This is a genomic window from Dysgonomonas reticulitermitis (assembly GCF_054601275.1).
The window spans coordinates 1-23,465 of record NZ_BAAHWU010000045.1 but is presented as its reverse complement, the minus strand read 5'-3'; the positions used below and the strand labels follow the sequence as shown (position 1 = coordinate 23,465).

27 protein-coding genes and 1 pseudogene are annotated in these 23,465 nt (G+C 35.6%); 9 read left to right on the top strand and 19 right to left on the bottom strand.

All coding sequences use genetic code 11. The annotated features are described in order from the left end of the window. Positions 1 to 73: 73 nt before the first annotated feature. From ACYPZI_RS12900 to ACYPZI_RS12890, 3 genes and pseudogenes are all read right to left on the bottom strand, one after another. The gene (locus tag ACYPZI_RS12900; protein ID WP_459602249.1) at positions 74 to 508 is read right to left on the bottom strand and encodes a DUF4116 domain-containing protein; all 435 of its coding nucleotides are present in this window, start codon (positions 506 to 508) and stop codon (positions 74 to 76) included. A gap of 56 nt (positions 509 to 564) precedes the next feature. Then, positions 565 to 798: pseudogene (locus tag ACYPZI_RS12895) on the bottom strand (IS110 family transposase); the annotation flags it as partial. Positions 799 to 898: 100 nt separating this feature from the next. Further along, on the bottom strand, positions 899 to 2,137 hold the full coding sequence (locus tag ACYPZI_RS12890; protein ID WP_459602247.1) for a DUF6047 family protein: 1,239 nt from the start codon (positions 2,135 to 2,137) through the stop codon (positions 899 to 901). Between ACYPZI_RS12890 and ACYPZI_RS12885 the strand changes: the two genes are divergently transcribed. The 7 genes from ACYPZI_RS12885 (at position 2,116) to ACYPZI_RS12855 (ending at position 7,210) form a co-directional block, all read left to right on the top strand. Then, the gene (locus ACYPZI_RS12885) at positions 2,116 to 2,409 is read left to right on the top strand and encodes a cytochrome c biogenesis protein (protein WP_459602253.1); all 294 of its coding nucleotides are present in this window, start codon (positions 2,116 to 2,118) and stop codon (positions 2,407 to 2,409) included. The genes ACYPZI_RS12890 and ACYPZI_RS12885 overlap by 22 nt on opposite strands. 119 nt (positions 2,410 to 2,528) lie before the next feature. Further along, a complete protein-coding gene (nusB, locus tag ACYPZI_RS12880) occupies positions 2,529 to 3,455 on the top strand; it encodes a transcription antitermination factor NusB (protein WP_459602245.1) in 927 nt (308 codons plus the stop codon). Between the two features lie 106 nt (positions 3,456 to 3,561). Beyond that, entirely contained in the window at positions 3,562 to 3,897 is a 336-nt protein-coding gene (gene yajC, locus ACYPZI_RS12875) for a preprotein translocase subunit YajC (protein ID WP_459602243.1), read from the top strand. A 29-nt stretch (positions 3,898 to 3,926) separates the two neighbouring features. Then, positions 3,927 to 4,919: a YbbR-like domain-containing protein gene (locus ACYPZI_RS12870; protein ID WP_459602241.1), complete on the top strand. Its 993-nt coding sequence runs from the start codon at positions 3,927 to 3,929 to the stop codon at positions 4,917 to 4,919. Between the two features lie 10 nt (positions 4,920 to 4,929). Further along, complete coding sequence (gene coaE, locus ACYPZI_RS12865) at positions 4,930 to 5,520, top strand: dephospho-CoA kinase (RefSeq protein ID WP_459602239.1); 591 nt, start codon at positions 4,930 to 4,932, stop codon at positions 5,518 to 5,520. Between the two features lie 35 nt (positions 5,521 to 5,555). Continuing rightward, complete coding sequence (locus tag ACYPZI_RS12860; RefSeq protein WP_459602237.1) at positions 5,556 to 6,416, top strand: metal ABC transporter solute-binding protein, Zn/Mn family; 861 nt, start codon at positions 5,556 to 5,558, stop codon at positions 6,414 to 6,416. Between the two features lie 8 nt (positions 6,417 to 6,424). Beyond that, positions 6,425 to 7,210 carry a metal ABC transporter ATP-binding protein gene (locus ACYPZI_RS12855; protein ID WP_459602235.1) on the top strand — a complete coding sequence of 262 codons (786 nt, stop codon included), beginning with the start codon at positions 6,425 to 6,427 and terminating at the stop codon, positions 7,208 to 7,210. Positions 7,211 to 7,677: 467 nt separating this feature from the next. On the opposite strand, the gene ACYPZI_RS12850 is transcribed toward ACYPZI_RS12855, so the two are convergent. Beyond that, positions 7,678 to 8,136 carry a hypothetical protein gene (locus ACYPZI_RS12850; protein WP_459602233.1) on the bottom strand — a complete coding sequence of 153 codons (459 nt, stop codon included), beginning with the start codon at positions 8,134 to 8,136 and terminating at the stop codon, positions 7,678 to 7,680. Further along, complete coding sequence (locus tag ACYPZI_RS12845; protein ID WP_459602231.1) at positions 8,136 to 8,675, bottom strand: YfbU family protein; 540 nt, start codon at positions 8,673 to 8,675, stop codon at positions 8,136 to 8,138. The genes ACYPZI_RS12850 and ACYPZI_RS12845 overlap by 1 nt, the downstream gene beginning before the upstream one ends. A 132-nt stretch (positions 8,676 to 8,807) precedes the next feature. Here ACYPZI_RS12845 and ACYPZI_RS12840 point away from each other — a divergent pair, with 132 nt between their 5' ends. Then, the gene (locus tag ACYPZI_RS12840; RefSeq protein WP_459602229.1) at positions 8,808 to 9,875 is read left to right on the top strand and encodes a site-specific integrase; all 1,068 of its coding nucleotides are present in this window, start codon (positions 8,808 to 8,810) and stop codon (positions 9,873 to 9,875) included. A 288-nt stretch (positions 9,876 to 10,163) separates the two neighbouring features. Here ACYPZI_RS12840 and ACYPZI_RS12835 read toward each other — a convergent pair whose 3' ends face one another. Genes ACYPZI_RS12835 through ACYPZI_RS12785 form a run of 11 tightly spaced genes read right to left on the bottom strand, consistent with a single transcriptional unit; the run spans position 10,164 to position 20,425 of the window. After that, positions 10,164 to 11,090, bottom strand: coding sequence for a UDP-glucuronic acid decarboxylase family protein (locus tag ACYPZI_RS12835; protein WP_459602227.1), 927 nt, complete (start codon positions 11,088 to 11,090; stop codon positions 10,164 to 10,166). Continuing rightward, positions 11,087 to 11,824: a WG repeat-containing protein gene (locus ACYPZI_RS12830; RefSeq protein ID WP_459602225.1), complete on the bottom strand. Its 738-nt coding sequence runs from the start codon at positions 11,822 to 11,824 to the stop codon at positions 11,087 to 11,089. The genes ACYPZI_RS12835 and ACYPZI_RS12830 overlap by 4 nt, the downstream gene beginning before the upstream one ends. After that, positions 11,821 to 12,756 carry a methyltransferase gene (locus tag ACYPZI_RS12825; protein ID WP_459602251.1) on the bottom strand — a complete coding sequence of 312 codons (936 nt, stop codon included), beginning with the start codon at positions 12,754 to 12,756 and terminating at the stop codon, positions 11,821 to 11,823. Before ACYPZI_RS12825 ends, ACYPZI_RS12830 begins: the two co-directional genes overlap by 4 nt. 10 nt (positions 12,757 to 12,766) lie before the next feature. After that, positions 12,767 to 13,357, bottom strand: coding sequence for a histidine phosphatase family protein (locus tag ACYPZI_RS12820; protein ID WP_459602223.1), 591 nt, complete (start codon positions 13,355 to 13,357; stop codon positions 12,767 to 12,769). 4 nt (positions 13,358 to 13,361) lie between these two features. After that, positions 13,362 to 14,219, bottom strand: coding sequence for an HNH endonuclease (locus ACYPZI_RS12815; RefSeq protein WP_459602221.1), 858 nt, complete (start codon positions 14,217 to 14,219; stop codon positions 13,362 to 13,364). Then, the gene (locus tag ACYPZI_RS12810; RefSeq protein ID WP_459602219.1) at positions 14,216 to 16,144 is read right to left on the bottom strand and encodes an AAA family ATPase; all 1,929 of its coding nucleotides are present in this window, start codon (positions 16,142 to 16,144) and stop codon (positions 14,216 to 14,218) included. The genes ACYPZI_RS12815 and ACYPZI_RS12810 overlap by 4 nt, the downstream gene beginning before the upstream one ends. A 24-nt stretch (positions 16,145 to 16,168) precedes the next feature. After that, positions 16,169 to 16,966 carry a nucleotidyl transferase AbiEii/AbiGii toxin family protein gene (locus ACYPZI_RS12805; RefSeq protein ID WP_459602217.1) on the bottom strand — a complete coding sequence of 266 codons (798 nt, stop codon included), beginning with the start codon at positions 16,964 to 16,966 and terminating at the stop codon, positions 16,169 to 16,171. Positions 16,967 to 16,972: 6 nt separating this feature from the next. Beyond that, positions 16,973 to 17,800 (bottom strand): type IV toxin-antitoxin system AbiEi family antitoxin domain-containing protein, encoded by an 828-nt coding sequence (locus ACYPZI_RS12800; protein WP_459602215.1) that lies wholly within the window; start codon positions 17,798 to 17,800, stop codon positions 16,973 to 16,975. 60 nt (positions 17,801 to 17,860) lie between these two features. Then, entirely contained in the window at positions 17,861 to 18,895 is a 1,035-nt protein-coding gene (locus ACYPZI_RS12795; protein ID WP_459602213.1) for a radical SAM protein, read from the bottom strand. After that, positions 18,879 to 20,159 (bottom strand): glycosyltransferase, encoded by a 1,281-nt coding sequence (locus ACYPZI_RS12790; protein WP_459602211.1) that lies wholly within the window; start codon positions 20,157 to 20,159, stop codon positions 18,879 to 18,881. Before ACYPZI_RS12790 ends, ACYPZI_RS12795 begins: the two co-directional genes overlap by 17 nt. Then, the gene (locus ACYPZI_RS12785; protein WP_459602209.1) at positions 20,147 to 20,425 is read right to left on the bottom strand and encodes a hypothetical protein; all 279 of its coding nucleotides are present in this window, start codon (positions 20,423 to 20,425) and stop codon (positions 20,147 to 20,149) included. The genes ACYPZI_RS12790 and ACYPZI_RS12785 overlap by 13 nt, the downstream gene beginning before the upstream one ends. Positions 20,426 to 20,747: 322 nt before the next feature. Between ACYPZI_RS12785 and ACYPZI_RS12780 the strand changes: the two genes are divergently transcribed. Continuing rightward, the gene (locus ACYPZI_RS12780; protein ID WP_459602207.1) at positions 20,748 to 21,719 is read left to right on the top strand and encodes a hypothetical protein; all 972 of its coding nucleotides are present in this window, start codon (positions 20,748 to 20,750) and stop codon (positions 21,717 to 21,719) included. A gap of 64 nt (positions 21,720 to 21,783) precedes the next feature. Here the strand turns inward: ACYPZI_RS12780 and ACYPZI_RS12775 are convergent, their stop codons facing one another. From ACYPZI_RS12775 to ACYPZI_RS12765, 3 genes are read right to left on the bottom strand one after another with little or no spacing between them, the layout of a single operon-like run. Continuing rightward, complete coding sequence (locus tag ACYPZI_RS12775) at positions 21,784 to 22,299, bottom strand: hypothetical protein (protein WP_459602205.1); 516 nt, start codon at positions 22,297 to 22,299, stop codon at positions 21,784 to 21,786. 4 nt (positions 22,300 to 22,303) lie between these two features. After that, complete coding sequence (locus ACYPZI_RS12770; RefSeq protein ID WP_459602203.1) at positions 22,304 to 23,230, bottom strand: relaxase/mobilization nuclease domain-containing protein; 927 nt, start codon at positions 23,228 to 23,230, stop codon at positions 22,304 to 22,306. Continuing rightward, entirely contained in the window at positions 23,196 to 23,300 is a 105-nt protein-coding gene (locus tag ACYPZI_RS12765) for a hypothetical protein (protein WP_459602201.1), read from the bottom strand. The genes ACYPZI_RS12770 and ACYPZI_RS12765 overlap by 35 nt, the downstream gene beginning before the upstream one ends. Positions 23,301 to 23,465 lie beyond the last annotated feature (165 nt).

Below are 23,465 nucleotides of genomic sequence, written 5' to 3'. Positions count from 1 at the left end.
CGTAATTTTATCGTTGGTAAGTAAGCTCATATATTTGTTTAATTTATTGATTATCAACTATAAAGATACAAAATTATTTCTTACTTACCAACTTTCTTATTGATTTTCTTAAACGGAACTCAGGTTTATAGCTATACGGCATATCTCCGGTGTTATTTTTTTCTTTCGGAATATATTTAAATGCCCGATCATTTAACCTTACAATATCGGCATAAAAGTTTTCATATTTCAGATTCTCCGGTATAAACAAACATGCCTGAGGATTTCTTATTATCGCATCGAAGCATGTTTCTTTTGTTTTAAAATCATCCGGAAAATATTCTATAGCCAACGGATCATTATTCAAGGCTTTGCTATATAGTTCTTTTGTCTTATACTTTTCAGGAACTGCCGGCAGGCAATCGGGGGCATGTATAGCTATTTTATGGGCAATATCCTTATTAATTATACCATCAGGCAGCATCTTTACGCAATCTGGTAATTGTTTCAGAGGGATACTCCTGTCCAAGATCTGCAGGCATAGGTCAGGGTAAGGGATGTTTTTTATTATACCATAGCTATTTTCAGTCTTTCATGTATCCAAAAACCACAGAATCCCGCTTCATATACCGAGTAATAATCCGCTCCCGGATAGTTCGTAACCAGAAACTTGTGTAATGCTTCCGGCTCCGGGTTTTGACTAAACTTTTTCAATACCGATGTCTCTGACAAAACTGTTACCGACCAACTCTTCAAATGAACATCTATCCCTACATAGATATTTTGTCCTTTGAAATCTAATCCCTTTCTTTGTCTCATAAGCTATATTGTTTGAGGTTAATAAGTAAGTAATCTCCATTACCAAAATTAACTAAAACTTATAGCTTATCTTTTTGCTACTCAGCCATCGCTTCCGATTTTAAACATAGGAACTATCCTTCCGGATGTTTGGATAATCACGTTTCAATATCTCATTGGCTTTATCCCGCATCGCGCCTAATACCTTATACTCATGTATATGCCCTGAAAAATCCAATGCCTTACCGGCCAACTCCCTGAAATCATCTTTATATCTAAAGCCGGGCATCTGATCGATACCCAAAATGCCATGGCCCGCAAGGCCGGAAAGACTTGTGAAATAATAAAATTCCATGGAGGCTATTTCTTTCAAGACACTGATATTACAGGTATCCCCATCCAATTTCACAGGTAAATGTTTTCCATCCCACATATTGTTTATCAAACCGGCTGCCGCATATGGTTCCGCACCCCAACTGAATTTCGCTTCCCGCAGGCTGTATTGCAATACACTTTTATCCAAAAAGAAGCTCCGGTCAGGTGGAAACCCAGCCTGTTGTACCATCGGGAACCTGATGGCAAGATCACTCATCCCCCTTAAAACGCCGCTGTCACATTCCAGATAATGAAGATTAAAATAAGTATTGTCGTATGCCGGATTATAAAAATTATCCAGATACATTTCCAGGTTCTTTTGAAACAGTTCTTTCCCTTCCGCTGTCCTGGAAAATAACAGTACGCCATTATCCGTTTCAATGGCATTATAACAGCCCTGTCCATCCTTTCTCAGATGGTCATACTCTCCATACCGTCTCTCTTTGAGCGGTATTGCCGCCTCTTTCCGGATATCCGGATAATCGCGTTTCAGTATACCGGAAGCCAGCTCCCTTATATCCTGCATAAGTTTATTTGCCGTGGCGCCGGAACATCGTTCCATTTTCTTTGCCAATTCCAGAAATTCTTTTTCGTATTTGAAGTCCGGCATTACTCCGTTCAACAGAACCCTGTTATATGAAATCCCGCCGGCTATTTCCTGCAACGTACTTATATGGAAGGTATCCCCCCTGACTGGAATATGTACGCCGTCAACATGATTCGTGATCCGTTGTATTTGTCCCGGGTTTGGCTCCCAGCCGTTTATCTTTATACCGATGCTGTCTTGCAGGACACCCGTATCCGTAAAACATTCGTCTTTGAACGGAAATTGTAACGGCAGATGTTTATCAGGAAACTTCAGGGCGGTATCGCATTTCTCCCGCAGCGAAGGATTATCCGATTCGATATAGTGGATATTGAAGTAAGTGTTGTTGCATAAGGGATTGTACAGGTTGTCCATAAATAAACCACTATGGATTTCCAATCCATAGTGGTTTAGTCCTGTTGGCTATAGGAATCTTTCTGGGTGCTGTTTGGGCTAATATATCCTGGGGGCGTTATTGGGGATGGGACTCGAAGGAAACATGGGCTCTCATCACATTGATCGTGTATGCTATTCCAATGCACAGAAATAGTTTTAAAACATTCCGTTCGCCTCGATATTTTCATTTATATTGTAGCATTGCTATTCTGGCTGTTGGTATGACTTTTTTCGGTGTGAGCTTTTTATTGGGGGGAATTCATAGCTATATATAAATTAATGTCAATCAGCAGTTGAAGTTATTTCGTGCGGTTTACGGAACTTCTTTCGGGAAAAAGTACTACTTTGTAAAAAAATGTTTACTTTTGCGTTCCGAAACATTTTAGATTTATAAATGATAAACCGCGTTCTTATTCGTATCAGAGTCGTTCAAGTCTTGTTTGCATGCAGCCAGAACGAATCCATAGATCTGAAAAAAGCAGAAACAGAGCTTTTATTCAGTCTTCAAAAATCGTATGATCTGTATTTCTATTTCTTATCTTTAATGATAGAACTTACTGATGCGTATGCCCAGAAGGTAGATGCCCGAAAATCGAAATTGCTTCCTTCCGAAGAGGATATTAATCCGAATACAAAGTTACTCGAAAATAAGTTTATAAGCCAGTTACGCCAAAATGTAACATTAGACAAGTATATGAAAGACCGTCCTTTCAGGTGGTTCGAATATGAAGCTTTCATTCGTGGCTTACTGGAAGAGATTCTAAATTCAGATGCATATAAAGTATATGTAGAGAATACTTCGGACAACTATGAAAGCGACCGTGAACTTTGGCGTAAGGTTTTCAAACAGATTATATCAAACAGAGAAGAGCTGTATTCTATATTGGAAGACGAGAGCCTGTATTGGAATGATGATATCGAAATTGTTGAATCATTCGTTCTGAAAACAATAAAACGTTTTGAAGAAAGTAAAGGTCCTAATCAGGAACTGCTACCTATGTTTAAAGATGAAACAGACAGGGAATTTGCCGTTAAGTTGTTGAAAGAATCTTTATTGAACGAAAAAGAATATCAAACCCTTATCGATAAATATACAAATAACTGGGAGTCGGAGCGTATCGCGCAGATGGATATGGTGATAATGCAGATTGCATTAGCAGAGATTATGAGCTTTCCATCTATCCCCATCAGTGTTACACTGAATGAGTATATTGATGTTGCTAAATCTTATAGTACAGCCAAAAGTGCATCATTCATCAACGGTATTCTCGATGCTATAGTAAAGGAGCTTAAAGAAGAGAAAAAGGTAATTAAGAAATAATAAGACTTGTCTGTTTGACACTTTCGTTCTAATTCAAAATATTCATTTATATTTGTAAATAGTTTGTAGAAAGTAAATAATAGTTAATCAAATATCAAAATAACGTATGACTTTATTAAATGTATTATTACAGACAGGCGCGGAAGGCGCTTCTGGAGGTTTGTTCGGAGGAGGAGGTATGAGTATGATCGTAATGATGGTTCTACTTTTTGGAATCATGTATTTCTTTATGATCAGACCGCAGCAAAAGAAACAAAAAGCTTTGCAAGAAGCTCGTAATGCCATAAAGGTAGGAGATAAAGTAGTTACAGCCGGAGGTATTCACGGTAAAGTGAAAGAGGTCGGAGATACTTCCTTCGTATTGGAAATTGCTGACAATGTGAGAATAAAAATAGAAAAAGCATCAGTATACATTTCTGCTGAAGATACTCAGACTAAATAATTGAGTGTCGTATAAATCAAGTATAGCTTATGAGCGATACTAATGATAAAAAAGAAATAATTTCACAAGAAGTCAGAGCTTTTTTCAAGAATATTTCGTGGAAAAAAATTCTGACTTTTTTGTTTTTTTTACTGTTGTCTTGTGTTTTTTGGATGATGCAGATTTATCGTCAAAAATATGAGGCCACGCTCACCATACCCGTTAAGTATATAAATATACCGGATAGTATTGTTTTTGAGAACGAATTGCCATCCGTTATCAGTGCCCGTATCAGAGATGATGGGGGAACTTTGTTTAAATATCTTCTTACCCGCCGGAATGACTCAATGGTTGTCGATGTCAGAGATGTGGTAAAGAGTACTCCCGATAAAATAATACAGGGACGTAACTTCGAACAATTAATACGTAACAAATTATTTGCTACCTCCGAGCTTATCAGCTATACACCAACGCGTATGTCTTACATTTATGCATTGCTGCATGATAAGAAACTACCTGTAATTTATAATGGAAATGTAAATCTGGCGGGTGGGCACATGTTGATAGGAGACTTGAGTCTCTCTCCCGACTCGGTAATAGTATATGGAAGTAAAACGGCGCTAGACACACTGTTTTATGCTTATACCGTTTCCGATACCATAAATAATGTATCATCCGAGCAAAAGGTTAAAGTAGCAATGAAGCCGATGCAAGGAATTAAATATGTTCCGGATGAGGTAGTGTTGACGATTCCTGCCGATAAGTTTGTAGAGAAAGAGGTCGAAGTGCCTGTTACATGCATTAATTTGCCAAACAACCTGTCTATAAAATTCTTCCCTTCATCCGTCAAAATACCATATTTAGTCGGGTCGAAAAAAGAAGATGATATCACAAAAGAGAATTTCAGTATAACAATAGATTATAACGACATAAAAGATCTTAGCAATTCTTCTGTTCCAGTCCGTATAACAGATAGTCCTGATTATATACGTACAAAGATTCCGGTGCCGTCCGAAGTGGAATTTGTGCTCGAAAAACAGTAATTTTCTTTCGATGATAAAATTAGGTATAACAGGAGGTATAGGTAGTGGTAAATCTACTGTTTCAGAGATCTTCACCCTGTGTGGAATTCCTGTATATATTGCCGATGCGGAAAGCAAAAAGCTGGTCGGCATTTCGCCTGTCATCAAGGAAAAATTAATAGCCCTTTTTGGAGAAGAGTTGTATAACGAAAATGTTCTGGATAAGGCCTTGCTTGCATCGCACATCTTTAATGATAAAGAAAAGCTGGAAAAGGTAAATGCAATAATCCATCCCGAAGTCAAAAAAGATTATGATGCGTGGCTTGAGAAAAACAAGCATCACAAAATTGTAGCTCAAGAAGCGGCAATTCTGTTCGAGTCGGGCTTTAATAAGCTTATGGATAAAGTGGTTATGGTGTATACTCCTCTCGAACTAAGGGTACAGCGCACTATGGCTCGGGATAACGTACCTTATGAGAAAGTTTTGGAGCGTATTCAAAATCAAATGCCGGATGAAGAAAAAGTTAAACTTTCTGACTTTGTAATTGTTAATGATGGAGCCGGTTCTCTGATAGAGCAAGTTTTGAATGTTATACAACAACTGGAAAACTCATGCATATAGATAAATCATATCAGGAAATATTTGTAGCAAACAAAATGAGAACTATAATATATATTCTGTTGGGATTTACATTGTTTAGTTGTAAGCCTTCCCAAGCAGATAAATCAAAAATACTGACTGTAACCATCGATCCTCAAAAGTATTTCTTAAGTACAATTGTAGGTAACCATTTTAAAGTAGAATGCATTGTGCCTTCCGGATCGAATCCTGAAAGTGCGGATTTTACCCCATCTCAGATGATGAGCCTGAACAAAAGTCTCGCTTATTTTAAAATAGGATATATGGGAATAGAGAATACTCTCATCGATAAAGTATCGCAGAGTAATTCAAACCTTAAAATTGTCAATTGCTCCGAAGGTATTGAGGTATTGGGGGAGCATAATTGTGAGGGAGACGATCACGATCACGGACATGCCGGAGGTGATCCTCATACATGGAGTTCTATTCAATCGGCGAAAATAATAGCCGGAAATATGTATAAGGCTGTATTGGAGCTGGATAATGCAAATGCCTCTGATTATACCGCAAACTATAATAAATTATTGACGGAGATTAATCAAACGGATAGCATCGTTAAGTCTTATTTGGAAAAAGCGCCTGGTAAATCCTTTATAATATATCATCCTGCGCTCACATATTTTGCCGAGGAGTATGGATTAGCCCAGTATGCTATTGAGTATGAAGGAAAGAACCCTTCACCATCTCAATTAAAGGTACTTATCGACAAAGCTAAAGAGGAAGGAATAAAGGTGGTGTTTATTCAACGTGAATTTGATGTCAAAAATGCAGAAACAGTAGCTCAGGCCATCGGAGCAAAAACGGTACAGCTCAATTTACTATCATATGACTGGAGTCTGGAAATGATTAACATTGCAAAAGCTCTTGCTCAAGAGTAAAGAATAGAATGAGTAAAATAGTTGAAATAAAAGATTTGTCTGTAGGATACGAAGATCGTCCTTATGTTCTGAAAAATGTCAATTTAGATGTTTATAAAGGTGATTTTTTGGGAATTATAGGGCCAAACGGCGGAGGAAAAACTACCTTGCTTAAGACTTTGTTAAGTTTGGTGAACCCAATGTCCGGTACGATCTCATTCTTTAAGAATAATATAAAAACAGATAAAATTAATATTGGCTATTTACCACAAATAAATCAAATAGATAAAAAATTCCCGATATCGGTATCCGATGTTATATTATCAGGTCTGACAGTCAATCGGGGTATCTTTTCATCTTATACCAAAGAACAGAAAGAAAGGGTAGGGGAGATTGCCGGTCAGATGGGACTCGAAGATCTTATCACACGTCCTATTGGAGCCCTTTCCGGCGGACAATTGCAAAGGACTTTACTGGGACGGGCAATTATTGATAATCCGGATCTGTTGGTATTGGATGAACCCAATTCCTATGTAGATAAGCGTTTTGAGAGTAACTTCTATAAATTACTTGAAGAAATAAATAAAAATACTGCTATAATTCTTGTGTCCCATGATGTCGGAACTGTTGTCTCGATGGTAAAAAATATAGCTTGTGTAAACGAGGGGTTGCATTATCATTCGGGGACAAATATTACATCAGAATGGCTTGAAAATTCATATTCTTCGTGTCCTATAGAAATAATTGGACATGGCGATTTTCCTCACCGTGTACTGGAAAAGCATGAAGGCTGCGATTGCTGTGAAGAGGATTGATATAGTACTTCTAAATATTTTAAGTATAAAAAACAGAAAAAGCAAAATTAAAGCAAAACAAAGCAGATCGGCACATTTCGTTTTTTTTCGCCATCACCTTATTATTGCCTCATCTACCATGTATAAACAGTTTTGCAAGTTTTGCCGTCGTATGTTTCTGGCACATCTCGTTTCTTATCCCCTAGGCGGATACTAACAATCAATAATCTACATATCTGACACATATGAAATAAAGCCCTTTTCGCCCCTATATGCGACCCCTAAAAATTAAAAAACTCCGAAACTCTTTATTATCAGTCGTTTCGGAGCTTTTCTTGAGGTTCCTGGCGAACGACTTATATGCCTTGTAATCTGATTGTTATGTTTTTAACTACTCAATGTTAGAGCCTTATTAACACCTATAAAACCCAGTAAAATAAATGCTTTGATCTATATTGAATAGTTGCGACCCCTTTTGCGACCCCTATTTATTCGTATGTATTCTTATTTATTTCCTCACTAACTTTTGAGATTATATCACGAACGCAAGAGAGCATATCATTAATAGGCTTTTGTGAAGCATTATTGCATATTGTTATTTTTCTGTATTTTTCGTCAAGGAAAGATTTCAACTCGATAGACATTGAAATAGATTTTTTCTCATTTAACATAGAAATGAAGGACTCAATTTCCGAATGTTCCTTGGAGGTATTCCGTCCTCTTTGTTGTGTAGCACTTTTGCTGGTTTGTGCAATAAGAATCAGCTCTATTTCCCTTGCTTTATGTAGCAAGGAATTAAAATCGAGTGCTTTTTTCTTGGAAAGAACTTCTCTTTTTGCATCTGAAGCTATTGTTGCAAATTTCTTTGCTCTACAAGATTGCCATATAGCAATAATAGCACCTAAAATAGACGCAAAAGAAGCTGCGATTGTAATATAATTATCCATTATCGTATGCTCAATAGTTTTCTAATTTGCTCTTCATTCATTAGATACCTATTAGGCAGGCTATTATATTCATTCCACTTTATAAGCATAGCTTTATATTTTCTTAGCATGCCAGAATGACTATTGTAGTAACCATTAGATAGATTCTGTATTTCTGAAAATCTATCTAAATCATCAATAAAATATTTGACATAAGCCATTTGTTTATATTCATGGTTCCCATCAAATCCAGGAAACTTTACATCATCATCTTTAAGTGTAATTTCTATTCCTTCTCGCTTTAATCCTTCATATGAATATATTATCCCTCTATACATCTCAAGAATGTCTAATACTTCTTGGCAATCTTCGGGAGATAGTTCTTCTTCTGATAATATTTCAAATATGTCTTGATAGTGTAAAGCAAAGCCTCGTTCTAATGCAGTAATTTGATTTTCATAATGACTTGATTCTGATGGGTCTGATAATTTTTGTAGTATTTTAAGTTGTAGAATATACGACAACCTTTCTTGTTTTGATAAATTAATAGAATCTTCCATGTATACAGTATTTAATATTCACCCCAAAAGTACAATAAAATGTTGGATAAAATATTTTCTCCAAAAGAAATTTTGCCGTCTCCAAACTGCCAACTAACTTAGCTCATGCGAGTTAATGAACTACTTTAGAAAATGGCAGAATATTCGATTATAAGTTGTATCAGAAATGATAAGCCGATAAAACGCAACGGCAAATACCCAATATATCTTCGTATTCGGGTTGGAATCAAGGAAACTAAAGTTTCAGCGAAATTAGATGTAAGAAAAGAGCAATGGGATGCGAAAAAGAAAGCTCCAAAAGACAAGGCATTGCTAATCCTCTTAAATCGGAAGATAACGGAATTAGAGCTTTATATAAATAGAATCCTTGTAGAAGGGCAGGAATTGACCATAGACGTGATAAAAGAGTTCTATTTAGGTAAGAAAAAAGTAAAACCCGAAAACGGCTCATTGTATGATTACTATCTCGAATTTGTAGAACGCAAACGCAAAGAAGGTCTTAACCCAGAAACTATTCGGGTATATATGACAACCCATAATGTTTTGAAAGAGTTTAAAGATGACTTCAAAATATCGGATATTTCTTTGTCTTTTATTGAAGAATTTGATGACCATATGCGAGAAGTCAATGGTAATTCGGGAGGAGGACGAAATCCAAAGCATAAAAACTTCCGTACTGTCATTCTTGATATGATAAAGCATGATATTCCTGTCAAAAATCCTTATCTATGGTTTAAAATACCCCAAGCAAATACGAAAGAAGTTTATCTTGAACGTACAGAATTGGACCAGTTAAGAAAGCTTAGACCTAAATTGAGTCATGATTCTACAATGTATAAAGTATTGCAGATGTACCTTTTTGCTTGTTATTGCGGACTTCGTTTTTCCGATGTAATTGATTTGAAATGGAATCATATTGATTTTGAGAATAATCTTATCAAGAAAACTATGATAAAGACAAAATCGGATGTTATAACTCCTTTGTTTACAATGGCTCGTGCAGTAGCATTAGAACTGTCGGATAGCAAAAGACTTATTGGAAGTAAAAAGAATGTTTTTTATGGCTTTAAAGAGCCTACTGTAAATAAAACTCTTGTAAAACTTACGCAAATGGCTGGTATTGAAAAGCATATCACCTACCATTCCTCAAGACACATGAATTTTTCTTTCCGACTGAAAACAAGCAAGTTGCAAGAATAAAAATCTTAGCAGGTAACGGTTTAGAAACGAGCGAATTTCTTTCTTCTACCTCATTTTGCACAAAATACAAAGAACGGCTTTCGACTACAAAGATATAAAAGATTACTTACTTAACCATAGAGAAAGTAATATATTTATCTCCATGTTTTATCATTTGTATTCTATGGATTCGGATCCGGGTACTTGATGAAACGATTTAATTTGTTGATAATAAGCAATTAAAGCGTTCTTGATTTTTAAGAACTTTGTGATTCTGTTCGCATTTTGTCCGCAAAATTGAAATGTAAACTACATTTTAAAATATTCAATGGTTTGCTTCAATCCCTCTTCCAACTGTATTTTAGGTTGCCAATTCAAAATTTGTTTTGCCAAGGAAATATCGGGACTGCGTTGTTGTGGATCGTCTTGAACAGCGGGCAAAAATACGATTTTCGATTTGGAGTTTGTGAATGATATGATTTTTTCGGCTAATTTCAAAATAGTAAATTCTTCGGGATTACCAATATTTACAGGTTGTACAAAATCATCGGGCGTATTCATTAACCGTATCATTCCGTCTATTAAATCGCTGACATACTGAAAACTGCGAGTTTGCTGTCCGTTGCCGTAAATGGTAATGTCTTTGTTTTGCAATGCCTGAATGATAAAATTAGAAATTACACGCCCATCATTTGGCTGCATACGGGTTCCGTAAGTATTGAAAATTCGGGCAATTTTTATTCTCACGCCGTTTTGCCTGTGATAATCCATGAAAAGCGTTTCGGCGCAACGTTTACCCTCGTCGTAACACGAACGGACTCCAATCGGATTTACATTACCCCAATAATTTTCGGTTTGTGGGTGTATAATAGGGTCGCCGTAAATCTCGCTTGTTGAGGCTTGCAAAATCTTTGCATTGGTGCGCTTTGCCAACCCTAACATATTGATTACGCCCAAAACAGAAGTTTTGACTGTTTTTATTGCATCGAATTGATAATGAACAGGCGAGGCGGGACAAGCCAAATTGTAAATTTCGTCTGCCTCTGTAAAATACGGCTCGCAAATATCGTGTTCAACAACTTCAAAGTTGTGATTGTCATTTAAATAGCTGATATTTTGTTTATTACCTGTAAAATAATTATCCAAACAGATAACATTATTACCCTCGTTTAAAAGCCGCTCGCATAGATGAGAGCCGACAAAACCTGCGCCGCCTGTTACCAAAATTCGTTTCATACTTCTAACACTTTTTCTCCCTGTTCGTTAATAATCACTTTATTTTCATCAAACTGCATAACCAACGCAAAACCGTTGTAAAACGGCTCAACGGCTAAATATCGCTCTTGGTAAAATCCATTTCCGCTTTTATCAATATGAAACCAACCACCTTTGTCTTTGGCAGTTGCAAAATTTTTATGGAATACGCCTAAATCTGAAAATTCTTTGTCGTTAATAAATTTACCGCTTGTGTCGATATGTTTGAAAAGACCATTTTTAAGCTTCACGCAGGCGAAACCGTCTTTGAAATCGCCTGCATACAAGTAGTTTTCGGAATAAATCCGCTTGCCATTCAGGTCAATATGAAAATAATTGTTTGTAACACGCTCACGCACAACACACAAATTTTCCTGATAATTTCCACACCAAGCATAATCTTCTTCGTAAACCCGTTTTCCCTTTTCGTCAATATGAAACCAAACATCGTTATATCCATAAAGGCAGTCTTCTAAAAGAAAATCGTGTAAAATTGCCGCCCGATTACAATAAAAGCCAAAAACTCTGTCGTAATATTCATTGTACAGCGGATGTCCGTCAGTATCAATATGACACCAACCAAAATTAGTTTTTACCGGTGCAAGTCCGGGTGCGTGAAATTTCAGGACTTCGATAAAATGCTTGTTGAAAATTGGATTTCCTTCAAAAAGGAAATGGGTGTTGTCGGGGGATACTTTAATTTCTTGCCAGTTCATAATTTTTTGAATATAAAAATGGTTTGTAACTGATTTAACCGTTTATCTTTTTGAAAACCAAAACCTTGTTGTTCGCAAAGCGTTTTATATTCCGCAAATGTTCGCTCAAAACTTTTGCACATCACAGCCATATTGAGCGAAAGTAAGGACAAATCAATATTGATTTTGTCGGCGCAATTTTCAATCACATAAAGCGTTCCGCCGTTAGGTAATGCAGCAAAGCAATTTTTCAAAATCAAACTTGCTTTTTCGTCTTCCCAATCGTGCAAAACTCTTGAAAGTATTATCGCTTCGGTAACTTGCAGAATTTCATTAAAGAAACTACCGCCAATCTTTTGAATGTTTTTTACTTGTGCTTTTTCAACCACTTTCGGCAAATCAAACAAGTAACAATCAATTTGCGGAAACTTTTCTTTGACTGCATTTATCGCCGCACCGTAACCGCCACCGCAATCCAAAACAGATTTATGTACACTAAAATCTATCAATTCAGGCAAATGTTTATAATCATCTCTCGCGTATTCAAACATCGCTTTATGATAGCAGTCTAACTTGTCAGGATGCTTGTCTAAATAGTCAAAAAAGTTGCTTTGATACAGATTCTCAAATGCACTTTTGCCTGTTTTTATGGAATAATCCAAATTTTGCCACGCCGTTAAATGTTCGTCTGCCCAATTCATACAGGCGTATTTCAAACTGTCGGGGTGGTTGTCGGTAAGCAATTCTGATTTTGCCGTTAATGAGAAATTGCCGTCTGTGCATTTTAGAAAGTCATTGTTACATAATGCTTGCAATAAGTTTTCAAGATTTTTTTCGTTCAAATTCAGTACATTAGCCAATTCGTTGGCTGTTTTGGGAATTTCCAAAGCATCAAACAAATTCAACTTGCAGGCAGCATTGACGGCAAGATATTTCCAATGTTCCGTAAACATATTTTTCAATTCATTCTTCATACCTGCCGTTTTTTAAGATTAAACCACCTAAATATTTCACCCAGTTCTCTTTGGTATAAACCGTTTTGTTGATACTATAATGATAAAAAGCAATCAGTAAGTCATGTGTAATAAAAAGAGTTATACCGTTTTCTTTGGTGTTTTCAATCAAAAAATCAGTCATCAATTTGTTAAACTGCTCGGCATTGGGTATTCCGGGAATTGGAATATCATTAATTATTCTGTGATACATTTCATCAAAACCCGCTGTGAGAAAGAAATTGCCCGCAATTTTTTCATCTGTAATATGCAAGCCCGGCGCACCTAATTCGGTTGCTTTTATGATTTCAAGTGGTTTGCCGTAACCTTTTACAATACACGGTGCCGTTTGAACGCACCGCTCAATCGGACTTGTCAAAATCCTGCTGATTTTCAATTCCGACAAACGCTTGCCGAAGTTTAATGCTCGTTCTTTGCCTTTTTCATTGAGTAAAACATCGTTTCCAAATTCGCCTGAGGGAATTTTGTCGCGGTCGGCGTGGCGAATAAGGAGGGAAAGTTTATCGTTTTCGGAATAGTGTTTGTGGATTTGTGGGAGCATATTTTTATTTTATATCTAATTGCTCTAATACATCTCTTGTAAGTTTTGACAATGGTCGTTTACATTGGTCTGCCATTTCTGTATAATTTCCCCAAACATATCTATCAATTTGTTCGGGTGTTGCTCCCAATCCACTAAAAGAATGAATCAAAAAATTGTAATACCCTGCATTGTACGCTTGTGCTTTGTCAATTATTTCTTCGACATAATCAATATGTTCATTATAAAGTTCCTTTAATCCAAAAACCGTAATATTGTCATTTTTGGAAGAAAACCCCACTGTAATATTTTTTTTGTCTAAAATCATGGGCTTATCCGTATCTTTATCTTTTAGCACAAACTTGCAATTATCGCCAAACTCATCCAAATATGGATTTATACTTATCAATTCTTTGTCTTTTATATGATTACAAGTAGGACAAGAGGGAATTAAATTGTAAAATGATAATGCTAAATACGGATATTCAGATTTTGGATAAAAATGGTCAAATTCAGGGCGAGTGGTCTTTTTATCTTTTCCTTGTATGCGTTTTTTTTCTATGGTGAATGTATAATGCCGATTACAATACGGACAAACTTTCACATTAAGTTGTTCAGCCAACCAATGCCCACAACTGCTACTCATTGTCTTGTATTGATTTTCCATATACTTATGAAATACAGGAAAGTTGTTATCAGATTTCTTGAAATTCTCTTTGTATTTCTTGATAAGTTTTGCAAAGTCTTCTGGTTTGCATTTTACTATTTCTTCAATGTTGTCAACAAAAATAGTATGCATAGAAGTTGGCTTTCTTCTATCTGTAGTTTTTATTTTATCAAAATAGTCGGAAACAAGAGTTTCATTTATTTGTATTTTTATCATTGTATTTGTTTTTTTAAGTTTTCAATCACCTTTTTCAATGTTTTAATCTCGTTATTTGTTTCCTCACATGGAGCAAGTTCTTTATATAATTTCAATAATTGACTTCTAATAAATGGCTCGCCAACCAATTTGATTTCTTTGAAAAGATTGTCATCAATATCGCCGTTGTAAAGCCGTTCAAACATTTTATTTATTTTCTCTTTTGCAAAATCACCGATAGTGCCATTTAGAAAAAATGCGTTTTGCAATAAACTATGAATATTTGCGCCAAAAGTATCTTCCTGCATTTCATAACATTGTTTGCCTTCTTTTAAAAACATAACATTACATTTCGGAATATCCGACAAAATAAAAGGAGAGTGAGTTGCTGCAATAATATTAATACCTTCTATATCCTGAAAATTCATATCCTTTATGCTTTTAATCAGATAACGTATAAATTGACGTTGATATTCAGGATGAAAATATAATTCTATTTCGTCTAAAATGATATTTACATATTTATACTTTACTCGCCTTTGATTTTTAATTATTGAGTTGAGATTTCTAATATGGTACAAAATAGAACTAACCATATATAACAATTGATGTTCTCCCGAACTGATTCTTTCCAATGGATAAGGCTCTCCAAAATTATTGTTTTGCTCTTTAATTAATATTTCAGTTTTAAAAATCGGACAAGGTATTAAATCAATATATCTCCATTTTCCACCCGTCATTATTCCTTTGATAGACGAAGCGAATTCTTCAATAGTGTAATGCTGAGATTTAATATGTCTAAGTTTTAGAAATGCTATTATTTGACGAAGTTTAAAAGTAATATGACTTCTATCTTTATCTAATTCTTTGATAAATTCACCTAATTTTTTATATCTTATTGCATCCCAATTTTGTGCATTCATGAAAATTAGACACTCAGAATTATCTAATAAATTATTGTATTTTTGTGCTATTGCAATAGTTTTGTATGCAAGGTATAATACGGCTGCATTATACTCTTCATCGTTATCTGTTATTGGTTTGAAATGGTAAATATTATTCCATTGTTTTATTATGTATTCCTTCAATTCATCAAAGAAATTGTCATCATATTCTTGCTGAAATTCCCATTCCTCTTTGATTTCGCCATACTTTTCCTCTACATTATTTTTATTTAATATGAGATTTAAGGAATGAACGGTATATATTCCATTAATATCTGTGAAATTTGTGTTTTTGTTCTCATCATCATTGAAAAATAAAGAGATTAATCTATCTTTGGCAAGTCTATTCTCACGATTAATATCTATATTCCCTTCTGTTCTCATTGGATTTAATACCGCAGGCGTTTGGTATCCGTCATTCTTATGAGAAAGTCCTTTTAGCCAACAAGAATCTTCGGTATTGCTATTCCATTCGTTTTTGTATTCCAGCGTATTAAAAGCATATAAGGAATAATTCATTAGAATTGTATAATAAAAATAATCCCTTAAATTCTTTTTGGTATCAGTTATTAGCTCCCATTTGTTGTCAATGTTCTTGTGGAGTAATATACTTTTGTCTTCGTCTTTTGTTTGCTGTACTCGATAAAGGGTATCATCTATTTTAAAATAAAGTTCGGCACGAATACCCTTTATCCAATGTATATTTGCGTTAGTATCAGTCTGATTTTTTGAAAGAAAACGGTAGGCAAGATTATTAATAATTCGTAATACCATATCAATGAGTGCACTTTTTCCACTTCCGTTTTTGCCAACTATTGCGTTAATAGAAATATTTTTACCAAAAAAATCATCATTTAATGGATATTTTTTGTTTTTTTTCAATACATCATTTTCGACAGTGTACATTTGATTAAACAAAAACCAACCTTCTTTGAGTATCTTTTGAATATCTAGCGAGTTATCGGGCAATACCCTTAACGCCACTAATGAAAAATTTGCCATAAATATATTATTGTTAATTTGTTTTTATCTCTTAAATACCTTCCTAAAATGCCTACCTAACTCCCTTGCCACTTGCTCAAAAGGCGGCAAATCCTTTATCTGCTCGCTCATTGATTTCTCCCACCGCGCTTTGAAAACAGGCAGGAGTTGCTCAATGCGATTTTCAAGATTGTCGGGATTCAATCCTTTGTATTTGGCTTTGCCTCCAAATTCAGCAATATAATCGCTCATTTCCAATCCTTCAATTTCCGACAAATACCATAAATCGTAAAAATCGCGTGGCTGTTGGCGGGAAAGCAGCGAGCGCAGTTTTTCGGTTATCACTTCGGACAAGGAATAACATTTTACCTGCGAATCAATATGGTCGGAATAGGTTGCAAACAAGGGTTTCTTTTCTAAATCGAAAAGCAAAAGTTCATCTTTGGAAATATCCACTTTTACCTGTTTACCGGCACCGCCTAAAGCGCCGGTATATGAAATATAAAAATTGATATTGCCGGTTGCATGTTCGCCAAACTCAACGATTGACAACGGAATATTGGCTTCTTCCCGAATAAATTCAAATGAAGTTTCAAAAGCTGATTTTATTTCATTATTTGTAATTGGTTTCAACAGTGTGAAATCCAAATCTTCGGAATGACGGTAATCATCAAAATAGAATTTTCTCAAAACTGTTCCACCTTTAAAAGCAAGAATGTCAGACAGTAACTCATTATTGGAAACACCAATAAGTATCCACGAAAGAATGTAATCTTTTTCGATTTGCGTATCACGCACACCTTCTTTGCGGGCATTTTGCTGTATTTCGGCAGGTCGTATCATATCTTTTTATGTTAAAATTGAAGATTTAATAGTTTCAATATCAATATTTTGTTGGATATTCCAACGAGATAGTATTTTTCCCTGTTTCGGGCTTTCCGTATCAAGTAGCGAAACAGACGAAGAACGATTTTTTTGTAATTCTTCAATGATTGGCGTGTTAATTTGCAAAAGTTCAAACAAATAGCCCAAGCGTTTGATGACAGACTGTGAATTAAATTTTATTGTGTAATCCAAAAGTTTTGTATAATTGATTTTTTCTCTTACCGTAAAAATGGCTTTGGCAATTTCAATAATTCCTCCCGCATAATCAGGCTTATAGAGGCAGTCGATTATTGTTTTTTCCAAATCGGAACACCATACACGGTTGAAACTGTCAATCCATGTTTTTTTATAGCCGAAAAAGTGCTTCCCATTGTGGTAAATAAATTGAAATTTAACGCCTTTAATTTCCGTTTCAGACGGTTTAATCTGCTTATTTACAACAATTTGTTCTTTCAAGGAAGGTTGTGTGATAAGTTGGTGGATTTGCAATGCGGAATAATAACCTACATAGTAGTTTGTCCCCGCCAATGGCTCTGCCAACAAATGCCAATCCGGTAAAAACGTTTCGGAATCTTGCTCGTAGGGAATTATGTAATACACACTTTCACGAACACGCAGTAGAAGCCCATCATCTGTCATCCGCTTTACCTGCACACGAATTTGATTTTCAGACATATCTGAGAATAAATCGTAAGCCTCTGCCAGCGTAAACCACGTTTTGCCTTGCGTATTAAAACGGGCAAGTATTTTTGCTGCCGTTTCGCTAATGCTTTTATGTTTTGTATCCGACATATTACTTTATTTGAAACTACAAAGATACAAAACATATTTATTCCGACAAAATATTCCTTTTCAGCATGTCGGTTTTCTCATATTACAAGTTCTACATAATTCAACGCTCTTGTAGTTCGCAACAAGTTTCCTGTAAATCGGACTTGCCAAAACTTCCGAAATCGTTGTTGTTTCGATATTCCCAAAATTACCGAGCGACTGCCGTAAATTATCGGGGGCGCAGCAGGGCGAAATTTTGCCTGTGGCGGAAATCCAAAGTTCGCGTTCCAAAAACGGACAAGTGTAACTTTCAGGGAATTCCGTTTCTTCGTTATCAGAAAGCGGGAAAATATTTTCCAACAAAATTTTGTCGCCGTTGGGTTTGCGGTATTTCTCCTGTGCCTCGTAAGCCTGCTTTACATACTCGTTCCACTTTGCAACGCTCGCTTTCGTGGCTTTCATCGACAGGTTTTCTATTTCGTCAAAGTGAGTCCAAAGGTGGTGTCCTTTGATTCTATCAACTTCAATTTGGGCAGCAAATTTCACTATATCAGCCAATTCGCTCATATTGTTCTGCATAAAAGTGAGTTGAAAAGTAATGCGACAGAAATAATCAGTTTGTTCAAAATAGGCGTTTCGGAAAGCAATCAGTTTCTTTGTGTTTTCTAAAGCCTTTTGAAAATTCGAGTTGGTCATTATTTTTTCGTAAGTTTCGGCGGTTGCGCCGTTCCAACTGATTTTTATGTCGGTCGTGTTAGGGATAATGATTTTTGCCCATTCCTCAACTGATTTTTTCGGGAATGTGCCGTTTGTTGTGAGGTTGATCTTGATATTGTGCTTTTGCGACAATTCAAAAATCTTTTCAATATCCTTGTACAAAAGCGGTTCGCCCATTGTTGAAGGGATAATTTCTTTAACGCCGAGTTTTGCCGCTTCCTCAAAAATGCGTTCTACGGTTTCAAATTTCATTCGGCGGAATTTTACGCCTGTCGTTTCAAAAAGTTTCTTCTTGAAACCGCTGTATGGGCTATGTTCTTCGCACATAATGCAGTGCAGGTTGCAATCTTCGGGGTTGGTGTCGAGCGTTATGCGCCACAATTTATTTTGTTCTGACATTTTCAAAGAGTTTTAAAAGTTTGGCACAATGGTTTTCAATATCAGGCACTTTGCCGTCTTCGGAATGTAAGTAACCGCGATTGCCCAAACGCTGCATTTCAGTAGAATTTGCAACCGCCCATTTCATTTGTTCAGATAATGAATTTATATCGCGATGTTTAAACAGCAAACCATTGACTTTATGATTTACATATTCACACATCCCGCCGTAATTTGCCGTAATTACAGGCACTTTACATTCCTGCGCCTCGTGAATAACGAGAGGCGAGTTTTCCGCCCAAATTGACGGCACGACAATACAATCTACATTCGCAAAAACCGTATTAGCCAAATTTTTATTGACATATTCGCCACAAAATTCAATCAGATTGTGCGAAGTTTCAGCCATTTTTTTCAATGCCTTTGTGCTTTGTCCGTTCTCTCGCCCAAAGATTTTCAATGTTGCCGGTTGTTCTATTTGCTTAAATGCTTCTATCAATAAATTCACTCCTTTTGCAGGAATGTGTGTCCCAATGTAGCCGAAAGTGAAATTGGTTTTGTCTTTCGATTTTTCGGTTTGTGTCAGATATTCTGTCGGAAAACCGTAATCAAGGTAAATGATTTTGTTTTCGGGAATACCAAAGTCATTGATAAATCTGCTCCGCAAATATTTTGCAGGGGCAATAAATAAATTCACTTTATCAATGATTGCCCTTGTTTCGGTCATCCTGCGATTTACCCAATTACTCCACGCTGCAATATCTTTTTCTCGTTCTTGCTCTTTACCCGAAAAATAAACTTCGTAACAATCGCAGGCACATTTTTTGTCGTTTTGACCATTGCAAACAGCAAAATTATTTTCTTTGCCTATACTGCGGGTTAAGAATTGACCGCGCGGACACATCATCCAATAGTCGTGCAACATAAAAACGATTGGAATCTTTTGCTTGTTGAGTTCGGCTATTAAGCCTGTAGAAAGGTGGTTGAGGTGTCCGATATAGGCAATATCGGGCTTTTGTTCTCTCAAGAAGTATGCAAAATTATCATCCATTTGCTTGTGTCGATAGCCGTCTTTCCCTTGTGGATTGTTTACAAAATACAAATCAAGATTGTCGTTTGCTTTTTCGTGCCTAATAGAGAAATCCTGTGCATATAGATTTTCTTCCCGCGTGAAAACGGAAACTTTATGCTGTTTTGAAAGTTCATTACAAACCGATTGGCTGTAAACTTCCGAGCCTGCGTTGTAATTGGGCGGGTAGCCGTGAATGATTTTTAAAATGTGCATAAATTATATGTATTTAATTGATTAATAGGTAATGTTAGTCCGTAAATTTTATCAATAATCGAATCAATATTGATAAGAATTACCTTTCCATTACTAACGATTCCACATTGGCATTTTGTTTTATAGTATGAACCAATCAGAGCGACTAATTCTTTCTCCGTTTTAGATTTATGCGCTGCATACAATGCCATTATATGTACACTATTTTTCGGCTTCGATAAAAGATAATCGCCATTTACCTTGTTTAACCACTGACTTTTATTCATTTCTTTAACTTTTTATGAATTTCTGAATAAAGCGGGGATTTGCACCCCGCCTCCGTTACTTTTTAGGGTTGCTTTTAGGTGCATTATTACCTCTGCCGCTTCCTGATTTGTTGCCGGTTGTGCTTGGCGCGTTTGCCGGTCTTGGATTTGATTTTGCCATAAAATTTACTTTTAAAATTTGCACCTACTCTATATGCTTTTCGGTTTACGCAATGATTATGAATAATCACACCGCAAAATTATAAGAAAAAATGGGAATAATTTGTATAGTCAAATATTTGATTGTATCTTTGTCAAATATTCGACAATAAAACTATTTGATATGGAGGTAAATGGAAAATTACGTAAAGAGGCGTATGAGAAATTAAAAGTTTTTCTCTCAAACCAAGGAAAATTTTGCCTTTTAGTTCTTGGCTCTCGTGGGACAGGTAAACATTTTGCAATTGAAAAAGTGTTTTCAGAAATCAAATCAGAAGACAATAATTTATGTTTGAAATCACTGTCATTTATTGCAGCAGAAGTTTTTCCCGATAAATCTGAAGAAATTGATAAAATCCTAAAAGAAAATCAATGTAATACTGTCGTAATTGAAGACATTGAAGAGTTAAGTGCGGAGCAACAGCGACTTTTGTTTAATGCACTTTCTACTACTAATGGAAAATTTGGAATTAGTGAAAAATTTGACATTAGAATTGTGTTTACTTCTTCAAAAGATATCGATAAACTGCGAACAAATGAGGATATTTTATTGGGTTATTTTTGGGATAGAATAAGCCAGTTAATTGTCGAGTTGCCATCATATAAAAACGAATATGAATATGTTGTAAAAGATTTTTATTCAACTTGGGAAAAAATGAAATTTGAAAATATTGACACAGTTTTTGCAGGAGTGCCTAAAAACATGAAGCTGCAAAAGTTTCTTGAAGATAACGCTGAAAAATTTGAAGGTAATTTTAGAGATTTAGACAAATTAGCGTGTTTGTATTTTAATTATAGAATTTTTCACTATGGGGATAAAAGAAAAATTTCAGACGAAATAGAAAATAGAGTTGTAGATAGTGTCAAAACGGATTTTTTTTCAAAATCACAATTATTAAACGATAATAATAACGAATTTTGTGTTTTTAGGTTTGAAAAAGGAAAGTCCGCTAAAGAATTACAATATTCATACGAAAAACAATTAAAAAAATGGGCAATCAAGGAATTTGGTACTATCGGCAAAGCAGAAATCAAACTTGGGTTAAAAAATGGAACAATGAAAAATTATGGTAAACCCAGAACAAAAAAAGAATAACGAAAAGCACAACCTAAAAACTTTGAATAATTGGAAAAATAAAAATTCAATAAAGTGAAAATTATTACGAACTATTTCTTTTGTTTCTCTGCCTTTTCCAAATGCAGAATATGTCAGTCTGTTTATATAGCTGTGTTTTTAATCCTCTGCAATCATCCATCTGTTTGATGTTCAGTATCATTGAAAAGAAACAAACCAATGCCAACACAAAGATTATTACCGAACTTCGTAAAAATTCAAAGCCACAAATGGTAACTTTCTTGGGTTGCGGAAACATTTTCATAATTGGCTCTAATGACACTTTTTCAGGTGTCGGCAAACTGTCTATTTTTGTTCCAACTTCTTTCATGGCAGCAGTCAGTATTTTTGTCTGCTGTTCCGTTTGTTGTTTTAGCCTCAATTCGATATAATTACCGATGACCGCTACTTTTTCTTTTACGATTTCCTCTATTTCTGTTTTGGAAACAGTTGGATGAACCGGCTGATTTTCTTTCGATTTGCTATTCGCGTGAATGACATCAATTTTTTTATTTACTTCGGACATGATGCCTAAAAGTCCCTCATATTGAATATTTTCCATATCATTACATTTTTAATCCCCTGCGTTTTTTCTTCTTTTTCAATTTCTGTTGCCGCAGATATTCCGCTTGGTCAGGGTCATAATCTGAACCTGACGGATGAATATCAAACAAGCCACCCAAAACAGAATCTACATTTTCTAAAACAGACGATTTATTATGCGGGTAATCCGGCTTAGGCTGGTTGATTGCCGTTCCCTGTTCCTGACCGTTATGCCGTAGCTGACAATCAATCTTCGAGTAACTGAATTGCCTGTCAATCTCCGAACCTTTGAACGAATAATCGTCTTTCGCAAAAGAAATTCCCTGAACTTCGTCCGATTGACCTTTGTACTTGAATTTCACTTGGATTTTCTCTTTCATCAGCAAATCTCTTAACTGATTCCAGTTCTTGGCCGATTTCAAAGCGGTTTGAATGGCTTTGTGGATTTCATATCTGGTCTTATCCGGTTCTTTCAGTCGATGGGTCTTTACCTTTTCTTTATTTGTGCCGAAAGTCAAGCCGTATTTTTCTTTCAATGCCTTTGTTACTTTCTCATTCCTGAAATGGTCGTTTTTATCCGAAATGGTTTTACCTTCATTATTCACCCTGTTGAAAACGATATGGCAATGAGGGTGTTCCCGGTCGGAATGACGAACGATGATGTATTGCGTATTTCCAATCTCCATTGCCTGCATGTATTCCCTTGCCAATGTTACCATAAACGCATCGGTCAGTTTTGTTGCATCGTCTTTGGAGTAAGCAAGAGGAATATGCCCGACACTTTTGGCAAGATTCGGATTCATCAGGCTTTGCATGTAAAAACTGTTGATAATCGAATTAGTATCCGTTAGAAGTACGCCTTCGCTATCCAAAAGTTTTGTATTTTCCTTTTCCAATATGTAAGAAATACAGCCTTTAAAACTTTTTCCTTTTATGATTTTTCCAATCATGCGACAATTTTTTTATAATTTCCGTGAATAAATCTAATGTATTTCTAATATCATTTTCCAGATATGGCATTTGAAAACTATTCGCTTGACGCGCCAACTGATTCAGGTTATATAATATCTAAAAATTAATTACACAAATATTTTTAATGAATTCATTCGGCCTGTCCGCCGATGAAAATAGTCGCCAGAATTTGGCAATGCGTTCTTTGAGAGATGATAAATAACGATTGTGAGT

What these genes read in the sequence shown, in the direction of transcription:
- ACYPZI_RS12795 (WP_459602213.1), bottom strand. Translation starts at nt 18,895, where the DNA reads ATGTCAGAACAAAATAAATTGTGGCGCATAACGCTCGACACCAACCCC.
- coaE (WP_459602239.1), top strand. Translation starts at nt 4,930, where the DNA reads ATGATAAAATTAGGTATAACAGGAGGTATAGGTAGTGGTAAATCTACT.
- ACYPZI_RS12770 (WP_459602203.1), bottom strand. Translation starts at nt 23,230, where the DNA reads ATGATTGGAAAAATCATAAAAGGAAAAAGTTTTAAAGGCTGTATTTCT.
- ACYPZI_RS12850 (WP_459602233.1), bottom strand. Translation starts at nt 8,136, where the DNA reads ATGGATAATTATATTACAATCGCAGCTTCTTTTGCGTCTATTTTAGGT.
- ACYPZI_RS12840 (WP_459602229.1), top strand. Translation starts at nt 8,808, where the DNA reads ATGGCAGAATATTCGATTATAAGTTGTATCAGAAATGATAAGCCGATA.
- ACYPZI_RS12775 (WP_459602205.1), bottom strand. Translation starts at nt 22,299, where the DNA reads ATGGAAAATATTCAATATGAGGGACTTTTAGGCATCATGTCCGAAGTA.
- ACYPZI_RS12845 (WP_459602231.1), bottom strand. Translation starts at nt 8,675, where the DNA reads ATGGAAGATTCTATTAATTTATCAAAACAAGAAAGGTTGTCGTATATT.
- ACYPZI_RS12830 (WP_459602225.1), bottom strand. Translation starts at nt 11,824, where the DNA reads ATGAACTGGCAAGAAATTAAAGTATCCCCCGACAACACCCATTTCCTT.
- ACYPZI_RS12815 (WP_459602221.1), bottom strand. Translation starts at nt 14,219, where the DNA reads ATGATAAAAATACAAATAAATGAAACTCTTGTTTCCGACTATTTTGAT.
- ACYPZI_RS12780 (WP_459602207.1), top strand. Translation starts at nt 20,748, where the DNA reads ATGGAGGTAAATGGAAAATTACGTAAAGAGGCGTATGAGAAATTAAAA.
- ACYPZI_RS12790 (WP_459602211.1), bottom strand. Translation starts at nt 20,159, where the DNA reads ATGCACATTTTAAAAATCATTCACGGCTACCCGCCCAATTACAACGCA.
- ACYPZI_RS12835 (WP_459602227.1), bottom strand. Translation starts at nt 11,090, where the DNA reads ATGAAACGAATTTTGGTAACAGGCGGCGCAGGTTTTGTCGGCTCTCAT.
- nusB (WP_459602245.1), top strand. Translation starts at nt 2,529, where the DNA reads ATGATAAACCGCGTTCTTATTCGTATCAGAGTCGTTCAAGTCTTGTTT.
- ACYPZI_RS12820 (WP_459602223.1), bottom strand. Translation starts at nt 13,357, where the DNA reads ATGCTCCCACAAATCCACAAACACTATTCCGAAAACGATAAACTTTCC.
- ACYPZI_RS12855 (WP_459602235.1), top strand. Translation starts at nt 6,425, where the DNA reads ATGAGTAAAATAGTTGAAATAAAAGATTTGTCTGTAGGATACGAAGAT.
- ACYPZI_RS12765 (WP_459602201.1), bottom strand. Translation starts at nt 23,300, where the DNA reads ATGCCATATCTGGAAAATGATATTAGAAATACATTAGATTTATTCACG.
- ACYPZI_RS12810 (WP_459602219.1), bottom strand. Translation starts at nt 16,144, where the DNA reads ATGGCAAATTTTTCATTAGTGGCGTTAAGGGTATTGCCCGATAACTCG.
- ACYPZI_RS12800 (WP_459602215.1), bottom strand. Translation starts at nt 17,800, where the DNA reads ATGTCGGATACAAAACATAAAAGCATTAGCGAAACGGCAGCAAAAATA.
- ACYPZI_RS12825 (WP_459602251.1), bottom strand. Translation starts at nt 12,756, where the DNA reads ATGTTTACGGAACATTGGAAATATCTTGCCGTCAATGCTGCCTGCAAG.
- ACYPZI_RS12860 (WP_459602237.1), top strand. Translation starts at nt 5,556, where the DNA reads ATGAGAACTATAATATATATTCTGTTGGGATTTACATTGTTTAGTTGT.
- ACYPZI_RS12870 (WP_459602241.1), top strand. Translation starts at nt 3,927, where the DNA reads ATGAGCGATACTAATGATAAAAAAGAAATAATTTCACAAGAAGTCAGA.
- yajC (WP_459602243.1), top strand. Translation starts at nt 3,562, where the DNA reads ATGACTTTATTAAATGTATTATTACAGACAGGCGCGGAAGGCGCTTCT.
- ACYPZI_RS12805 (WP_459602217.1), bottom strand. Translation starts at nt 16,966, where the DNA reads ATGATACGACCTGCCGAAATACAGCAAAATGCCCGCAAAGAAGGTGTG.
- ACYPZI_RS12785 (WP_459602209.1), bottom strand. Translation starts at nt 20,425, where the DNA reads ATGAATAAAAGTCAGTGGTTAAACAAGGTAAATGGCGATTATCTTTTA.